At 69.0% G+C, this 16,099-nt stretch carries 17 protein-coding genes; 14 read left to right on the plus strand and 3 right to left on the minus strand.

The genetic code is table 11. The annotated features are described in order from the left end of the window. The first annotated feature begins 27 nt into the window (after positions 1 to 27). The 9 genes from AC1ROW_RS13805 (at position 28) to AC1ROW_RS13845 (ending at position 8,128) form a co-directional block, all read left to right on the plus strand. Positions 28 to 1,551 carry a sugar ABC transporter ATP-binding protein gene (locus tag AC1ROW_RS13805; protein WP_493019487.1) on the plus strand — a complete coding sequence of 508 codons (1,524 nt, stop codon included), beginning with the start codon at positions 28 to 30 and terminating at the stop codon, positions 1,549 to 1,551. Next, complete coding sequence (locus tag AC1ROW_RS13810) at positions 1,548 to 2,555, plus strand: ABC transporter permease (protein WP_493019488.1); 1,008 nt, start codon at positions 1,548 to 1,550, stop codon at positions 2,553 to 2,555. Before AC1ROW_RS13805 ends, AC1ROW_RS13810 begins: the two co-directional genes overlap by 4 nt. Next, positions 2,552 to 3,574, plus strand: coding sequence for an ABC transporter permease (locus AC1ROW_RS13815; RefSeq protein ID WP_493019489.1), 1,023 nt, complete (start codon positions 2,552 to 2,554; stop codon positions 3,572 to 3,574). Before AC1ROW_RS13810 ends, AC1ROW_RS13815 begins: the two co-directional genes overlap by 4 nt. Beyond that, complete coding sequence (locus AC1ROW_RS13820) at positions 3,571 to 4,572, plus strand: alcohol dehydrogenase catalytic domain-containing protein (RefSeq protein ID WP_493019490.1); 1,002 nt, start codon at positions 3,571 to 3,573, stop codon at positions 4,570 to 4,572. Before AC1ROW_RS13815 ends, AC1ROW_RS13820 begins: the two co-directional genes overlap by 4 nt. Then, positions 4,569 to 5,444, plus strand: a complete 876-nt coding sequence (locus tag AC1ROW_RS13825; RefSeq protein WP_493019491.1) for a sugar phosphate isomerase/epimerase family protein — start codon at positions 4,569 to 4,571, stop codon at positions 5,442 to 5,444. The genes AC1ROW_RS13820 and AC1ROW_RS13825 overlap by 4 nt, the downstream gene beginning before the upstream one ends. Positions 5,445 to 5,495: 51 nt before the next feature. Then, the gene (locus AC1ROW_RS13830; RefSeq protein WP_493019492.1) at positions 5,496 to 6,251 is read left to right on the plus strand and encodes an AraC family transcriptional regulator; all 756 of its coding nucleotides are present in this window, start codon (positions 5,496 to 5,498) and stop codon (positions 6,249 to 6,251) included. A 24-nt stretch (positions 6,252 to 6,275) separates the two neighbouring features. Beyond that, positions 6,276 to 7,139: a sugar phosphate isomerase/epimerase family protein gene (locus AC1ROW_RS13835; RefSeq protein ID WP_493019493.1), complete on the plus strand. Its 864-nt coding sequence runs from the start codon at positions 6,276 to 6,278 to the stop codon at positions 7,137 to 7,139. Between the two features lie 133 nt (positions 7,140 to 7,272). Next, entirely contained in the window at positions 7,273 to 7,671 is a 399-nt protein-coding gene (locus AC1ROW_RS13840; RefSeq protein WP_493019494.1) for a hypothetical protein, read from the plus strand. Between the two features lie 7 nt (positions 7,672 to 7,678). Beyond that, entirely contained in the window at positions 7,679 to 8,128 is a 450-nt protein-coding gene (locus AC1ROW_RS13845) for a DUF1931 family protein (RefSeq protein WP_493019495.1), read from the plus strand. Positions 8,129 to 8,221: 93 nt separating this feature from the next. Here AC1ROW_RS13845 and AC1ROW_RS13850 read toward each other — a convergent pair whose 3' ends face one another. Further along, positions 8,222 to 8,518 carry a hypothetical protein gene (locus AC1ROW_RS13850; protein WP_493019496.1) on the minus strand — a complete coding sequence of 99 codons (297 nt, stop codon included), beginning with the start codon at positions 8,516 to 8,518 and terminating at the stop codon, positions 8,222 to 8,224. A gap of 79 nt (positions 8,519 to 8,597) precedes the next feature. Between AC1ROW_RS13850 and AC1ROW_RS13855 the strand changes: the two genes are divergently transcribed. After that, positions 8,598 to 9,170 carry a TetR/AcrR family transcriptional regulator gene (locus AC1ROW_RS13855; protein ID WP_493019497.1) on the plus strand — a complete coding sequence of 191 codons (573 nt, stop codon included), beginning with the start codon at positions 8,598 to 8,600 and terminating at the stop codon, positions 9,168 to 9,170. A gap of 55 nt (positions 9,171 to 9,225) precedes the next feature. On the opposite strand, the gene AC1ROW_RS13860 is transcribed toward AC1ROW_RS13855, so the two are convergent. Beyond that, positions 9,226 to 9,447, minus strand: a complete 222-nt coding sequence (locus tag AC1ROW_RS13860) for a CsbD family protein (RefSeq protein ID WP_493019498.1) — start codon at positions 9,445 to 9,447, stop codon at positions 9,226 to 9,228. Between the two features lie 119 nt (positions 9,448 to 9,566). On the opposite strand from AC1ROW_RS13860, the gene AC1ROW_RS13865 reads away from it, so the two are divergent. Beyond that, positions 9,567 to 11,387, plus strand: coding sequence for a hypothetical protein (locus AC1ROW_RS13865; RefSeq protein ID WP_493019499.1), 1,821 nt, complete (start codon positions 9,567 to 9,569; stop codon positions 11,385 to 11,387). Here AC1ROW_RS13865 and AC1ROW_RS13870 read toward each other — a convergent pair. After that, the gene (locus AC1ROW_RS13870) at positions 11,375 to 13,045 is read right to left on the minus strand and encodes a PucR family transcriptional regulator (protein WP_493019500.1); all 1,671 of its coding nucleotides are present in this window, start codon (positions 13,043 to 13,045) and stop codon (positions 11,375 to 11,377) included. The two genes, AC1ROW_RS13865 and AC1ROW_RS13870, sit on opposite strands and share 13 nt — an antisense overlap. 156 nt (positions 13,046 to 13,201) lie before the next feature. Here AC1ROW_RS13870 and AC1ROW_RS13875 point away from each other — a divergent pair, with 156 nt between their 5' ends. The 3 genes from AC1ROW_RS13875 to AC1ROW_RS13885 are packed head-to-tail and all read left to right on the plus strand — an operon-like array spanning position 13,202 to position 16,095. After that, positions 13,202 to 13,663, plus strand: coding sequence for an Hsp20/alpha crystallin family protein (locus AC1ROW_RS13875; protein ID WP_493019501.1), 462 nt, complete (start codon positions 13,202 to 13,204; stop codon positions 13,661 to 13,663). Continuing rightward, the gene (dnaK, locus tag AC1ROW_RS13880) at positions 13,656 to 15,530 is read left to right on the plus strand and encodes a molecular chaperone DnaK (RefSeq protein ID WP_493019502.1); all 1,875 of its coding nucleotides are present in this window, start codon (positions 13,656 to 13,658) and stop codon (positions 15,528 to 15,530) included. Before AC1ROW_RS13875 ends, dnaK begins: the two co-directional genes overlap by 8 nt. 13 nt (positions 15,531 to 15,543) lie before the next feature. Then, on the plus strand, positions 15,544 to 16,095 hold the full coding sequence (locus AC1ROW_RS13885) for a nucleotide exchange factor GrpE (protein WP_493019503.1): 552 nt from the start codon (positions 15,544 to 15,546) through the stop codon (positions 16,093 to 16,095). Positions 16,096 to 16,099: the final 4 nt, after the last annotated feature.

Here is a 16,099-nt window from a genome sequence, read left to right on the forward strand (position 1 = left end):
ACCACCCACGAGTCGTAAGGCAGAACCATGTCGGACACAGTGACTCCCGCCCTCCTGGAGGCGCGGAACGTCAGCAAACACTACGGGGCCGTCACCGCCGTCGCCGATGCGAGCATCGTGCTTCGTCGCGGCGAGGTGATGGCCCTGCTGGGCCAGAACGGCGCAGGCAAGAGCACCCTGGTCTCGCTCCTCTGCGGCCAGCAACGGATCGACAGCGGTGAGCTGCTCTACGACGGTCGGCCGATCTCCGCCGCCGAGCTCGCCCGGATCGGTTCCCCGGTGGCCGTCGTCCAGCAGGAGATCAGCCTCGTGCCCACCATGTCGGTGGGGGAGAACGTCTTCCTCGGCAACGCCTCGATCGGCTCCGTGTACAGCGCGAAGACCGCGGCGCGACGCGCCCGTCCCTTCCTCGAGCTGGCGGGGGTCGGCGATGTCGACCCCCGCATCCCGGCCGGAAGACTGTCGGTCGGAGAGCAGCAGCTGGTGGAGCTCGCCCGGGCCCTCGCCCGCAACGCCCAGGTCGTCATCCTCGACGAGCCGACGGCTGCGCTCTCCGACCCGGAGATCGAGCGCGTGCTGGCGGTGGTCGAAGACCTGAAACGGCAGAACCGCTCGATCGTCTACATCAGTCACCGGCTGGATGAGGTCGTACGGATCGCCGACCGGGTCACCATCGTCCGGGACGGTCGCTCGCTGGAGCCGCTGGTCGGCGAGGAGGTGCGGCTGGAACGCATCATCGAACTGATGCTCGGGCGCAAGCTCGAAGCGCTCTACCCGAGCGTGGACCGGGCCCCGCGCAGCGGGGAACTGCTCCGGCTGGAGGAGGTCACCGCCGAGGGCATCGACGAGCCCGTCTCGCTCGTCGTGCCGCACGGGGAGATCCACGGGCTCGCCGGCCAGCTCGGGAGCGCGGCGGCCGTGCTCCTGGAGGTCATCGCGGGCGTCCGTCCGCTGACCTCCGGTGCGATCTATCTGGACGGGAAGCGCCTCTCCACCTCGAACCCCCGGCAGGCCAAGCGGGCCGGGATCGCCTACTGCTCCGGGGATCGGAAGCTCGACGGCATCTTCGGCGTCCGCAGCGTGCAGGAGAACCTCTCCGCGCCGGGCCTCTCCAGCGTGGCGAAGGCCGGGTGGATCCTCAAGAAGGCCGAACGGAGACTGTCCCAGTCCCTGGCGGAGACGTTCGGGGTCACGTCTGGGCGGATGGAGTACCACGTCGAGTCGCTGAGCGGCGGCAACCAGCAGAAGGTCGTCCTGGCGAAGTGGCTCGGTATCGAACCGGCGCTCCTGCTCATCAACGAGCCCACCCGGGGTGTGGATGTGGGGGCGCGCTCCGACATCTACACCTATCTGCAGCAGCTGGCGGATGCCGGTCTGACCATCGTCTTCACTGCCTCCGAGGCCGAAGAGGTCATCGGTCTGGCCGACGTCGTCTCCAGCTTCTACCGCGGCACCTACCTCGGAACGGACCGCGCATCCAACATCGAGTCGGAGCAGCTCGAGCACCTGCTGAGCAACCCTCCGGCAACTCCCGTATTGGAGTCCCTGTGACAACCACTCCTCAAGCCGACGGCGTCGTCACCGCCCCGGCGCCGCGGGCGGCCGCCGGCCGTCCCGCGGCCAAGCAGTACCTCGGCGTCATCGTGGCTGTCGTCGTCGTCATCGTCCTGCTCGTGCTCGGCGCGCTCACCGCGCCGAACTTCCTGACCGTCTCGAACCTCCTCAACGTCCTGCGCGCCGCGTCGATCACCGGCATCGTCGCGCTCGGGCTCACCTTCGTGACGATCTCCGGCCACTACTTCTCGCTGAGCGTCCTGCAGACCGCGGTGCTCTCCAGCGTGGTGTACGCCGCCACGGCGTCGGTGGCGGGATTCTGGGGCGGCCTGCTCGCCATGGTGGCGACCGCTCTCATCGTGGGCGCCGTCCAGGGGCTCGTCATCAGCGTCGGCGGCAACCCGGTGGTGGTCACGTTCGCCGCGGGAGCCGCGATCCTCGGCCTGGTGCTGTGGGTCACCGACAGCAACCGCGTGCTGCTGCACGCACCGGCCGACAGCCTCGCGGTCCAGATCGGTGGGGCGACCCCGCTCGGCATACCGATGGCCACCTGGACCTTCGTCGTCCTCGCCGTGGTCAGCCACCTCGTCCTCCAGAAGACGACCCTCGGACGCCGGACCATCCTGGTCGGAGCCAACAAGGCCACCGCGCGGGCGGTGGGCGTCAACGTCCGGCTCGTCATCGTCGCGGCCTTCGTCATCTCGGCCCTGGCCGCCGGCATCGCGGGGATGCTCAGCGCCGCGGAGTTCGGAGTCGCGGACACCGCTCAGTTCCCCAACCTCGACATCGACGCCGTCGCGGCGGTCCTCGTCGGAGGGACCGCGATCAAGGGCGGCCAGGGCTCTGCCCTGCAGACGGTCGTCGGCGCGGTCTTCATCTCGCTCCTCCGGAACTACCTGCAGATCATGGGCCTCTCGACCGGCATCCAGCTGCTCTGCGTCGGAGGCGCAGTCGTGCTCGCCGTCACCGGCTACACACTCATGAAGGGACGTGGGAAGTGACCACCGCCACCACCAGCGCCCGTGGCCGCAGACGCGGCACGGCTGTGCGCTTCGTCGACCGCGACCTGACGGCGCGCATCGCGCTCTCGGTCGTCATCGTCATCGTCGCCGCATTCCTCATCCCGGGATTCGGCACTCTCAACAATGTCGCCGCCCTGCTCCAGGTGCTCGCACCGATCGGCATCGCCGCCCTGGGCGTCGGGCTGACCATGATCGCCGGCGAGTTCGACCTGTCGATCGGCTCCTCCGCCGTTCTCGGCGGTGTGCTCGCGGTCCGCTTCGCGGACGCCGGGCCGGTCGCCGCCCTGCTCATCCCCCTGGTCGTCGGCGGAGTGCTCGGCGCGCTCCAGGGCCTGCTCATCAGCTGGCTCAAGATCAGTTCGCTCGTGGTGACGATCGGCACTCTCATCCTGTTCCAGGGAGCGGCCTACATCATCGCGAATGAGAACTCGGTGTCGCTGACGAACTTCGACATCGGGGTGGCTCTGAGCACCCGCTACTGGATTTTCACCCCGATGAGCCTGATCTTCATCGTGCTTGCGATCCTGCTGTGGCTGTTCCTGCACTTCACTCGCCTCGGCCACGAGCTGTACGCCATCGGCGGCGGCCGCCGCGAGGCCACGGCGTCGGGGGTCTCGGCACGGCGCCCGCTGGTCGTCGCGTTCGCCTTCTCGGCCTGCATGGGCGCGCTCACCGGTGCGCTGGTCTCGCTCTCCGCCGGCGGGGCAACCCCGACCGGGTTCAGCGATGTGCTCCTGACCTCCATCGCCGCGGCCGTCATCGGCGGCATCGCGCTGAGCGGCGGGCGGGGCAGCACCTGGGGGATCGTGCTCGGCGCGCTCGCGCTCGCCGTCATCTCCAACGCGATCACGGTCCTCGGCGCGCCGGTCTTCGTGACCGACTTCCTGACGGGGGCGCTGCTGCTCGCCGCGCTCGCCGCCGAGATGCTGTCCGGTCGTCCGCTCCGGCGCACGTCCGCCTCCTCCAACCCCTCGAACAGAAAGGAGACGCAGCGATGAAGGCTGTCGTCCTTCCCGGTGACATGACGGTGCAGCTCCAGGAGCTCCCGGACCCGGTGCCTCAGTTGGGCGAGGTGCTCGTGCGTGTGCAGGCGTCCGCCGTCTGCGGCAGCGACATGAGCGCTCTGCGCGGCGATCAGGTCGTCGGCCAGAAGCCGGAGCATCTGGTTCCCGGTCACGAGATCGCCGGCGTCGTCGAAGCGGTCGGACCGGGCGCGACCGGTCTCCAGGTGGGTGACCGGGTCGCGGTCTATCTCGCCGTCGGCTGCATGCGCTGCACGTTCTGCCGCCAGGGCAACCTCATGGCGTGCCCGAACGCGAAGATCATCGGCTTCGACCGCTGGGGCGGGGACGCCGAGCTGGTCGTCGTCCCGGCCGTGAACTGCATGCCCCTTCCGGACGGTCTCGGCTTCGTCGAGGGAGCCGTCTCGACGGACATGTTCGGAACCCAGTTCAGCGCACAGCACCGGCTCGGCGTCTCCGGCGCCGACACGGTGTTCGTCTCCGGGCTCGGTCCGATGGGCGCTGCGGCGGTCGCCGTCGCGAAGGCCCGCGGCGCCCGCGTCGTGGCGATCGACCCCGTGGAGCATCGCCGTGAGCTGGGGACCAGGATGGGCGCGGACGAGGTGCTGCCGGCCATCGACGAGTCTCTCCTCGGACCCTCCTCGCGGCCCGATGTGGTCATCGAGTGCTCCGGCAACGCGGCGGCGCAGAGTGCCGCCCTGGACGCCGTCCGGTCGTTCGGCCGCGTCGCCTTCGTGGGCGAGAGCCGCCGAGCGGAGATCGACCCGAGCAACCAGTTCCTGCGCAAGCTGATCACCGTGATCGGCGCCTGGTACTTCCCGATCTACCAGTACGACGCGATCACGAGCTTCCTGCTCGACCGGAAGGTCCCTGTGCTCGAGCTCGTGAGCCACCAGCTGACGCTCGACGACGCGCCTCGCGCCTTCGAGATGCTGGCCGCCCGATCCGCAGAGAAGATGGTGTTCACCGCATGACCGAGACCGACACGCGGCCCCTCCTCGGGGTCAACTCGTTCGTCTGGTACTCGCCGCTCGACGACGCGTCGCTGCGGGAGCTCGCACCGAAGGTCGCGGACTGGGGCTTCCGGGCGATCGAGTTGCCCCTCGAGTCCATCGGCGACTTCGACCCGGAGGAAGCCGGCGAGCTTCTGCGCTCGCACCGGCTGACGCCCGTCCTGTGCGCAGTCATGCCTCCGGGCCGGAACCTGGTCGCGCCGAACGGGGACGAGCTGGCGACGACGACGGAGTACCTCCTCCGCTGCATCGACGCGGCCGTGGACCTCGGGGCGAAAGCCGTCGTCGGTCCCATCTACGCCGCTGTCGGGCGCACGTGGCGGCTGAACCCCGACGAGCGGCGGGACATGCTCCGCGACCTGCGGGAGGCCCTCCGGCCGATCGCGGCGCACGCGGGAGAACGCGGGATCATGCTCGGCATCGAACCCCTCAACCGCTACGAGACCAGCGTGTTCAACACCACGGCGCAGCTCCTCGAGCTCATCGACGGCCTCCCGGCGGAGTCGGTCGGTCTCAACCTCGACGGGTATCACATGAACATCGAGGAGAAGGACCCGGCCGCGGCGATCCGGGCCGCGGGTGATCGCCTGGTGCACTACCAGGTGGCCGGCAACGACCGGGGCACCCCCGGGGAGGATCACCTCGACTGGGCGGGCATCCGTGACGCACTGCGCGCCGTGGACTACCGCGGCGTGATCGGCATCGAGTCGTTCACGGCGGACAACAAGACCATCGCGACAGCTGCCTCGATCTGGCGTCCGCTCGCCCCGACGCAGGATCGCCTCGCCACCGATGGTCTGCGGTTCCTCCAGGACTGGCTGCGGGAGTGGTGAGTGCGGCCGGCGAGTTCACCCCTGACGACGGCAGTCCCGACGAATCCGGTGTTGACGACTGACTTCCTCGAGCGGGCTGGGATCCCCTTCCTGCTCGAGGCGGTCGACCGGATGGACGACGTCTACCTCTGGGTGAAGGACGTCGACCGGCGGTTCGTCTACTACAGCCGGCCGTTCGCCGTGCTGATGGGGTTCGGGAAGTCCGACCTGATCGGACTGCGCGACGAGGACGTCTCCCCGGAGTACCTGGTCGAGAAGTACCGGTCGGACGACCTCCGCGTCCTCGAGACGGGCGAGCCCATCGCGGAGATGATCGAGCTGGTGCACAACGAGGACGGGTCGTACGACTGGTTCAGCACCACCAAGTTCCCGGTCGACGTGTCCGGAGAGGGGATCATCGGGGTCGCCGGGATCACCAGGAACGTCAGCCGCAGGCAGCACGCGTCGAGCCGGTTCCTCGGACTCGCGCCGGCCATCGAGCTCATCATGACGGAGTTCTCGCGCGACCTGTCGGTCAGTGATCTCGCGCGCAGCGTGAGTCTGTCGGCGAGCCAGTTCAACCGCCAGTTCAAGGCGCGCTTCGGCATCACGCCGCACGCGTACCTGAAACAGGTCCGGCTGGCCGCCGCGTGCAACCTGCTGTCGGCCTCTGAGCTGCCCATCTCCGAGGTGGCGACGCAGTGCGGTTACTCCGACCAGAGCCACCTCACCCACGACTTCGTCGCGCGGAAGGGGATGAGCCCCGGGCGCTACCGGGAGAAGTTCGGCGGTAGCGCTGCTCCGTCGTCACTCAAATTGCCGGTGTGAGCCGGCTGAAGGAGATTCGATTCCATGTTCCGTTACACGGCCGAAATCCTGCCGTACCACGACATGCCGTTCGAGGTCGCCGTCCGTGACCTGGCGGCCCTGGGCTTCACCGAGATCAACCTCTGGTCGGCCGCGTCGCCGCTGGGCCATCACGTCAACCCGGGGGACGACGTGTCGTCGATCCTCCGCACGCTGGAGCGCTACGGCGTCACTCCGTGCGGCCTCACGGTCTACGGCAAGAATCAGGCCGAGATCCTGGAGCGCGTCGACTTCGCCGCCGAGCTCGGCGTCGACACCGTGATCTTCGACTGCGAGGCCTCGTACTCCGACTTCGTCACGGACTTCCTGCCCCCGATCGTCGAGGCCGGGCGGCGGCGGGGTGTGCGGATCGCCGTGGAGAACCACCTGACCGTCCCGTTCTCAGCGGACTTCGAGACCGGCGTCAACGAAGGCAATCGCTGGGACGAGGGCGTCGACACTTTCGCCCAGATCAAGAGACTCATCACCGACATCGACGACCCGTATCTCGGCGTCTGCGTCGCGCCTCCGCATCTGTGGGTGATGCAGGAGACGATCAGTGACGTGCTCACGTACCTGGCCGAGCGCAAGCGACTCTTCTACTACTACGTCTGGGACATCGACCGCCGTTACCGTCGTGGCGTCGACGGCCTGAACTTCGGGCCGGGTGAGCGTCAGCTGCCCCGCCCGGACGGCACGCTCGATCACGCCCTGCTGCTCCAGACCCTCCACCGGCTCGGCTACACCGGCCCCGCCAGCCTCAAGTGCCACGGCACTCAGGGCTGGCCGGCAGAGCGGATCACCCGGGAGCTCGCCGCTGCCGACGGCTACGTCCGGCCTCTCGTGGACTCGCTCGCCGGAGCCCGGTGACCTGAGCCGGCAGCCGATCCTCTGCTCCGGGGGGTGAAGTTGCGAGCCGCGTTTGGGCCCGACAGGACATAGTCCGGCTTCGGCGCCCCGCGTAGCGTTCCGCGAGAGCACCCCTGCCAACGAAGGAGTCACCATGGCCGGAGAAAGAGACGACGAGGACAGGACGCCCACGCAGGACGACTTCGTGCTCGCGATCGAGAGCGGTCCGCTCGCCGAAGTCGACATCGTGGAGGCGGACGACGGGTCGCATGTCGACCTCGTCGTCAACGCGGTCGCCGTCGATCCGGACACGGGCGAGCCGGTGCCGGTGAGCATCGCGTTGAACGAAGACGACTCCGCCTACGTCGTAACCATCGCCGACGAGGAGTTCGTCGTGCCGCTCGAAGCGACGGCCGAGGAGTCGAGTCACCGTCGGTCACCCGTCATCAGTGCGCTCCGCACCCTTCAGCAGCTCGCGCAGCGCGTGGAGCAGGAGACGAAGGGCATGGCCAAACGGCTGGCGGAGAAGTTCACGCGGCGCGGAGGGCGGTGACGGCGTCATGGAACTCTTCGGTATCGCTTCGCTCGAACGCTTCTTCCGCGAGGCCGCCAGTCTCGACGTCGACAAGGACGACCTGCGGCGCTTCGACGATTTCGTCAACGATCGGCTCTACGACCTCCTGCTGCGCGGCGTCGCGAATGCGAAGGCCAACGGGCGCGACGTCATCGAGCCGTACGACCTGCCGATCACCAAAGGTCTGCAGGAGGCCATCCACTCCTTCGAGGCGATCGACGAGGAGTTGTCGCTGGACGCGATCCTGGAGCGGCTGACCAGGCGCCCTCCGCTGGACCTGGTCTACAGCGATGAGACCAGTGAGAGGCTGCCGCAGATCGCCGGGGGTCTCGGTGTGGCGCTGGCCCGCACGATCCGGATCCTCGACGAGAAGGTGAAGAACCCGCAGACCCGGCATTGGGAGCAGGCCGGCCGCGTCTTCGACGTGCTCCTGTAGCGCGCGTCACGGCTCGACGACGAAAGGGGCGCAGCGGATGCTGCGCCCCCTATCGGTCGTCGGGTGAGCCGCTCGTCGGGTGAGCCGTCGCGGTCAGCGGCTGACGTACCCGCCGTCGGTGTCGTGCGCCAGCGTGTAGTAGCGGGTGCTGCCGGTCTGGGCCGAGAGGACCCATGCCCGCTCGGAGCGACGGGCCGCCGGGCCGTACTCGACGACGATGCGCTCTGCGGCGGTGGCGAACTGCGAGGTCCACTGCGTGGGCGAGCCGAGGCCCTTGGCCTGAAGCACCACCTGCGGGCCGGCGCCCTGGGGGCGGCTGCTCAGTTCTGCCACCTCGGCGGCGTCGAGCCGAGCCTCGGTGATGGTGCGTGCGGTGAGTTGGGTGTTCATTCCGATCTCCAATATAACTAAACGTTTAGTTGTATAGTAGATCACAATTACGCAAAAGGGAAGAGGGAGGTCCGAATCGATGGCCAGACGGTACGACCGGGATGAAAGCGTCCGCCTGCTTCTCGAAGCGAGCGCCGAAGAGTTCGCCCGCCACGGCGTCGGAGGGGCGCGCGTCGATCGCATCGCCGAGCGCGCCGAAGTCAACAAGGCGTCGATCTACTCCTACATCGGGAACAAGGACGAGCTGTTCCAGGCGGCGTTGCAGACCAAGCTCGGCCAGCTCGCGGACCGGGTCGCGATCGAGCCCGACGACCTCGCGGCCTACGCCGGAGACCTGTTCGACTTCCTCACCGCCGAGCCGGTGGTGGCATGGTTGTTCGAGCAGGAGGGACTCCACTACGGCACGGGCGACGTCCCCGCGCTCGCGGAGCGCACCGGCTACTTCCAGTCGCGGGTCGCCGCGGTTCGCGACGCTCTCGGCGGCGACGGTGACGCCGAGGCGATCTACTTCTCCATCATCGCGATGTGCTACTGGTACGTGGCCGCGCCGCAACTCGTCCGGATGGTGTTCGGCGGGGCGGCTCCGGAAGAGGCGAAGAGCCGCTACCGCAGCCACGTCGTCGCCACCGCCGAAGCGATGGTCGCGCGCTGAGGCCGATCTTCGGCGGGGAATGGCAGCCGCGCCCGCCGAAGGACGACGCGCGGTCCTAGAGCGCGCCCGTGTCGTCGCGACGGTCGTCGTGCGACGTGTCGGCGGTGTCCCTCAGGTGCGCCTTCGCGTCGGCGACGGTATCCTCGACGCTTCCCTTCGCCTGCTCCGCCTTGCCCTTCAGCACGCGCGACTCGTCGTCGGTGACCTTGCCGACGACCTCGTCGACCTTGCCCTTCAGCTTGTCGCCCTTCGCCTTGGCCTTGTCGTCGAGAGCCATGATCTCCTCCTCGATGGATGCGGACGCTTGCTCGATTGCCGATCAGGGTACGCGGAAATGGAACGGGCATAAGGGGCTGCACGACTTCTCAGCAGCCCACAGGTGAGTAGTGTCGCGTCATGCGCGGGAAGCGTGGAGGAGCAGACGCACCGGGAGGCGCGTGGTGGCGCGAGGTCACGATCGTGGCCTGCGCGCTGCTCGTCAGCCTGGTGCTCCTGGTGGTCTTCCACGCCGCAGGCGATCCGGCGTTGGTGCACCGCTACCTGTCGCCGGTCCCGGGCTCCGATGTCGCGATCTGGCAGGTTCAGACGACGTTCCTGTCGGTGGGTTTCGCCGGGCTGACGATCGCCGCCCAGCTGTTCGCGGAGGCGCCCCTCGCGATCGGGACGTCCCGCAAGCGCGTCCTGGCGTACATCGGTGCGAGCTGGTTCGTGACCGTGGGACTCGCGGGGAACGCGGTCATGGGTTTCGAAGCCATCTGGCTGCCGAGTGCGACGGGCGTCGCGATCGCCGTCGCGTGGCTCGCGGCGACCGCCGTGCTGCTCATGGTGTCGACATCCCGGCTCACGCACCTCTTCGGGCATCCGTCCCGCCTGGACGAGGTGGTGCGGTCCTCGCTGATCGAGACGCTGTCCGATCGGCTCGACCGGGTGGCGCGCCGGTACTCCGACGCGAGGACCGGCCTCCAGGAACTCCTGACCACCGACTCCTCGCGCACCTCCACTCGCTCCGTCTCGACGCTGTATGTCCCGGTGCCGCAGGCCGGGCGGGTCATCCGGGCCATCGATCCCGATGCTGTGCGCCAGGCGATCGCATCCCTCGGTTCGTCGGAGACCGGCCGCCGTCCAACGGATCCTACTCTCGCGGATGACGACGAGCCGCCGCAGATCGTGCTCGATGTCCGTCCGGGGGACCGCACCCGCCTCGGGGCCACGGCATTCCGGATCGTCACGTCGACCCGGCTCGACGATGCCGCGGCCGCCCGGCTGGTTCAGCTCCTCCAGTCGAGCATCGAGCTGGAGCCGCCGGAGGCCGCCACCGCGTACGAGGAGACCGCGCACGAGATCGCGACCCTCATGGACGCCATCGGCACCAGCCTCCGATCCGGCGCTCTGGCGACCGCCGAGCGGGCGCTGGAACTCCTCGGACAGATCGTGCAGGGCGTGTGGATGGCCGGACTCGACCGGCCCGACGCGGCCGAAGCGGCATTCCAGACGCGGGGGAGCGGGCTGCTCCAGAGCATCGTCGAGGCCGAGCAGGACGTCCTGCTCTCGCCGCAGGTGGCGGAGGTCTTCATCACCGCGACGACGACCCGGACGCTGGAAGCAGCGGCGACCGGGTCCGGCGAGTACATCGACGAATGCCTGCGGAGCTTCATGCGGCAGTGGTCGGACATCCTGAGCCGGGGCGGGCCGGAGTTCGACGCGCTCCCCGTTCGCATCATCGCGTGCGTTCAGAACCTGACCCTGTACTCGGACCCCTCCGCGAGCGAGCCCCACGCCCTGCGGTCGCGCGGCACCTGGGCCATGGTCGAGCTGGTCAAGCTCGCCCTGGACGCACGGAGGCCCGAGATCGCGAAACTCGCGGCGGAAGGACTCCGGCGGCTCTTCGAACTGGACCCCGACGGGGCCGCTCGCTCCGAAGTCCGGGCCGGTCTGCTGGTCCTGGCCGGGTGGCTCGGCTACCTGGCCGATGCGGACGACGAGCGTTACACGCCCGACCCGGACCTCGCAGCGGCGCTGGTCTCGGACGGATCCTCGGACGACATCGTCGCGGCGCGCGCGGTCGTGGAAGGGGGAACGCCGTTCAGCCGATGGGACCGGTGGGAGACGCACAGTGCGCCCGCCGGACGCACCGGGAACTCGGCGCTGCCTGGCTTCATCGATCGCGCGCGAGACGCCGCGCTCGCCGACGCGTCGGATGACGGTCAGCCGAAGTAGTCCGTCAGCGAGGCGCGTGCCCGGAGGGCGATGTGCAGGTTCAGACGGGCCTCCGGGTCGTTGAGGTCGAGCCCGCACACGTCGCGGATGCGGCCGAGGCGGTAGCGCAGCGTGCTCCGGTGGATGACCAGCGCAGCCGACGTGCGGTCGTAGTTGCCGCCGGAGTCCAGGTACGCGGCGAGTGTTCGCACCAGTTCGGTGCTGTGCAGCCGGTCATGGTCGATGAGGGCGCCGAGCCATTCGGTGATGTACCGCTGCAGCATGGCCCCCTCGTCCGACGTGTCGAGGATGCGGAGGAGGCCGAGATCGTCGTGATTGGAGAGGCCGAGCGGCTGTCGCGATTCGGCTCGGATGCGCAGTGCTTGGCTCGCCTCGGCGAACGACCGCGGAAGCTCCTGGGCCGTGCACCGTCCGCCGATGCCGATCGTGCCTCGCACGCTGGTCAAGGCGGCGGACACCTTGTCGTACAGTCTGGAGAGGTCGCGGCCGTCGGCGACGACCGCGAGCGTCGCCTCCGGCCGTCGGGAGACCAGCGCGGGGACCTGCATGACCGCAAGCTGATTGCGGACGGCGGCACTGATGTCGATTCCGTTCGGGGTGGGCGACTCCCAGGCGACCAGCACCACGCGATGGAAGCCGCCGAGGTCGAAGTGGAGCGCTTCTGCGCGAGCCAGACCGTCCACGACCTCCCCTCCTGCGACGAGGTCGTCTGCCAGCTCGCGACCGAGGCGGAGTTCGACTTCGGCGACATTCCGTCGGTGGGCGAGCTCCACGGCGATGGTCGCGCTCGCGTACTCGACCGCGAATCGGTCGTCGTCGCTCTGGTCGTCCTCGGGATCGAAGATCCCGAGGACCCCGAGCATCCCACCGGCTGACCGGATGGCGGTCGACCGCCAGCCGGTGCTCGACCGTCCTCCCCTCGACAGGTTTTCGATGGGGGTGGTTCCGGAAGACGGGGTGGCGTCCGCGGCCGAGACACGGGCGAGCTCGTTTCCGAAAGAGTCTTGAAGGACGACGGAACGCCCGGTCAGCTCGCTCACCGTCTCGATGATCTGCGTCTCTCCGTTACCCGAGCGGGCCGACGCGACGATCGAGTCGCGGATGCGCTGTTGCGCGTTCAGCTTCACGATCGTGGCGGCCATCGAGCGGTTAGAGGCCACTTGCGCTTCGCCGAGTCGGCGGAGTTCGCGCGCCTGGTGCCGCTCGCGGGCGAGCAGTTCGGCTGCGGCGAGCGCCGCTCCGGTCGGCTCGGTGAGCGCGAGCAGCAGGAAGATCTGCGCACTCGACGGCTCTTCCGCTGCCTGGAGCGCGAAGGCACCTCTCAGTTTTCCCCCGCTGCGGAAGAAGATTGCGTAGCGCCACTCCCCGTCGCTCTCGAGCAGGCCACTGGTCCCCCCGCGCGCCTCCATGAGCAGATCGAGCCGGCGGTCCGCTTTGCCCGAATGGCGGACGAGGCGCCCGCGCGAGGCGAGGTAGACGGCCGCGACGACGCACCCGGCGATCTCCATCGCGGACGCTTCCGCGAGCCGCAACGTCCCCCGGATGGAAGGGTGCTCGAACATCCGGGAGCCCACCCTGAAGATGTCGTAGAGGCCCGGCGGCCCTTCCGGGTCGGGGACGGGCTGTGCGACGGATTCCGGATACTGCGATGCGCTCATCGGCCATCTCCCGTGGGGTCACCGTAGTCCTCGTCGGTTCGACTCGACAGTGCAACGTGCGGATCTTCTTTCGTCCTGCGGGGTCGAAGCGCGGTCCCGGAGCGGTGGCGGACACTCGCGTCGAGTGGATCGCGAGCGATCGAGGAGGTGACGCTCATGGCCCTGATGCGGTTCGACACCCTCCGCGACGTGGATCGAGCGGTCGAGCAGGCGCTCGGCGTCAACCGCCGCACCTACGCGGTGCCGCTGGAAGCGTATCGGCGGGGCGGACAGTACATCGTGATAGCCGATGCGCCGGGAGTGGACATCCGCGACATCGATGTCCGCGTGGAGCGCAACGTGGTCACGATCACCGTCCAGCGCCGGCCGAAGTTCGCCGAAGGCGACCACGTCCTCATCGACGAGCGCCCCCGCGGCGAGTTCGTCCGGCAGCTCTTCCTCGGCGACAGCCTGGACTCGTCCCGGCTGATGGCGCATCTGGGAAGTGGAGTGCTGACGTTGCTCGTCCCGGTCGACGAATCCAGCGAATCACGTCAGGTCAACATCTCATCGTCGGAGGGCGCGGAAGATCGCCCGATCAACCCGACGGGCCACGAAGGAGGAGCAACCCATGGCTAAGGCAGTCGGAATCGACCTCGGCACCACGAATTCGGTGATCGCGGTCTGGGAGGGCGGCGAGGCGAGAGTCATCCCGAACAGCGAGGGCGCCCGCACCACCCCGTCCGTTGTCGCGTTCACCGACACCGGCGAGCGGCTGGTCGGGCAGCTCGCCCGCCGCCAGGCGATCCTGAACCCGAAAGGGACCATCTCCTCGGCCAAGCGGTTCATCGGACGCTCGTTCGACGAGATCGGGGAGGAGGCGAAGGCGGTCGGCTTCGACGTCGTCGCGGGTCCGAACGGCGAAGCCCGCTTCGATGTGCGGGGCAAGCTGTACGCACCGGAGGAGATCAGCGCTCTCGTACTGCGGAAGCTCGCGGACGACGCAGCCAAGTTCCTCGGTGAGAAGGTCACCGAGGCGGTCATCACCGTGCCCGCGTACTTCAACGACGCCCAGCGCACGGCGACGAAGGACGCGGGCCGGATCGCGGGCCTCGAGGTGCTGCGCATCATCAACGAGCCGACCGCGGCCGCCCTGGCATACGGGCTCGACAAGAAGGAGCACGAGACGGTCCTGGTGTTCGACCTCGGCGGCGGCACCTTCGACGTCAGCCTGCTCGACGTGGGCGACGGCGTCGTCGAGGTGCGGTCCACCGCAGGCGACACGCACCTCGGCGGAGACGACTTCGACCGCCGCATCGTCGACTACCTGGCCGACGAGTTCCAGAAGGAGAACGGGATCGACCTGCGCAACGACCCTCAGGCCCTGCAGCGGCTGTTCGAAGCGGCGGAGAAGGCGAAGGTCGAACTCAGCTCGGTGAGCCAGACGCAGGTGAGCCTCCCGTTCATCACCGCGGACGCGGCTGGTCCCAAGCACCTGACGACCACCCTCAAGCGAGCCACCTTCGAGAACATCACCGCCGATCTGGTCGAGCGCTGCCTCGGCCCGGTACGCCGGGCGATGGAGGACGCGAAGGTCACTGAGAACGACATCGACGAGGTCATCCTCGTCGGGGGTTCGACGAGGATCCCGGCGGTGCAGGAGCTCGTCAAGCGCCTCACCGGCGGCAAAGACCCCAACATGACGGTGAACCCGGACGAAGTCGTCGCCATCGGCGCGGCCATCCAGGCCGGGGTCCTGAAAGGCGAGGTCAGCGACGTCCTCCTGCTCGACGTGACCCCGCTCTCGCTGGGAGTCGAGACACGCGGCGGCGTGATGACGCCGATCATCGAGCGCAACACGACCATCCCCGCGCGCCGGAGCGAAGTGTTCTCCACCGCGCAGGACAACCAGGACTCGGTCGAGATCGTCGTCCTCCAGGGCGAGCGCGAACGCGCGGCGGACAACCGCGTCCTCGGCCGGTTTTCGCTGACCGGGATCCGGCCGGCGCCGCGCGGTGAGCCGCAGATCGAGGTCACCTTCGACATCGACGCGAACGGCATCCTCAACGTCACCGCTCGCGACAAGGACACCGGGGCGGAGCAGGGGATAACCATCAGCGGCACCACCACACTCGATCAGGCGGAGATCGATCGGATGGTGCGCGAGGCCGAGCAGAACCGTGCCGAGGATCAGCGGCTGCGCGAGGACATCGACGCGCGGAACGAGCTGGACGCCGCCGCCTACCGGGTGGAGCGGGCGCTCGCGGAGCACGGCGACTCCGCGCCGGCCCACGAGCGGTCGCGGGCGGAGCTGCTGGTCGGACAGGCCAGGGAGGCCGTCGAACGGGAGGTCTCCGCGTCCGAGGCGCGCGAGCTGACGAGCGAGTTGCGGCAGGTGGACGCCGCACTGTCCGTCGCCCGCCCGGCTCAGGGTGAGCCGGCTCCCGACGCCGCGCCCGGTGCGGACGACGACGATGTCGTCGACGCCGACTTCGACCGGAACTGAAGGACGCCGGGATATGGACACCTCGGATGCGCGGGCCGAAAGCGTGGAGGAACCTGACCCGGGCGCCCCCGCCGACGCCGAAGCCCATGCCGGCGCGACCGACGAGCCGCCCGCGGCGCCTTCCGACGAACGGGACGCCCGTCTCGCAGAGCTGGAGGATCGCTGGCGCCGCGCCGCTGCGGACCTGGACAACGTGCGGAAGCGGACAGCGCGCGAAGTCGCCCTCGTCCGCGACGCGGAGCGCGCTCGCGCCGCGTCGGTCTTCCTCTCCGTCGTGGACGGCCTCACCGACGCGCTCGCCTATGCGAAGCAGGTGGGCGACCCGCTGACCGAAGGGATCGAGTCGATCCGGGAACAGGCCGTCGTCGCGCTCGAACGTCTCGGCTACCCCCGCATCGACGAGGTCGGCGTGCCGTTCGACCCGCGCATCCACGAGGTCGTCTCCGTCATCGACAGCGACGAGCTGGCGCCCCAGACGGTGGTGGCCGTCGCCCGGCTCGGCTTCGGCACTCCCGAGCGGTTGCTGCGGCCCGCGAGCGTCGTCGTCGCCCGGGGGCGGGAGTGACGCC

The organism is Leifsonia sp. GW821-FHT13C09 (assembly GCF_058806435.1).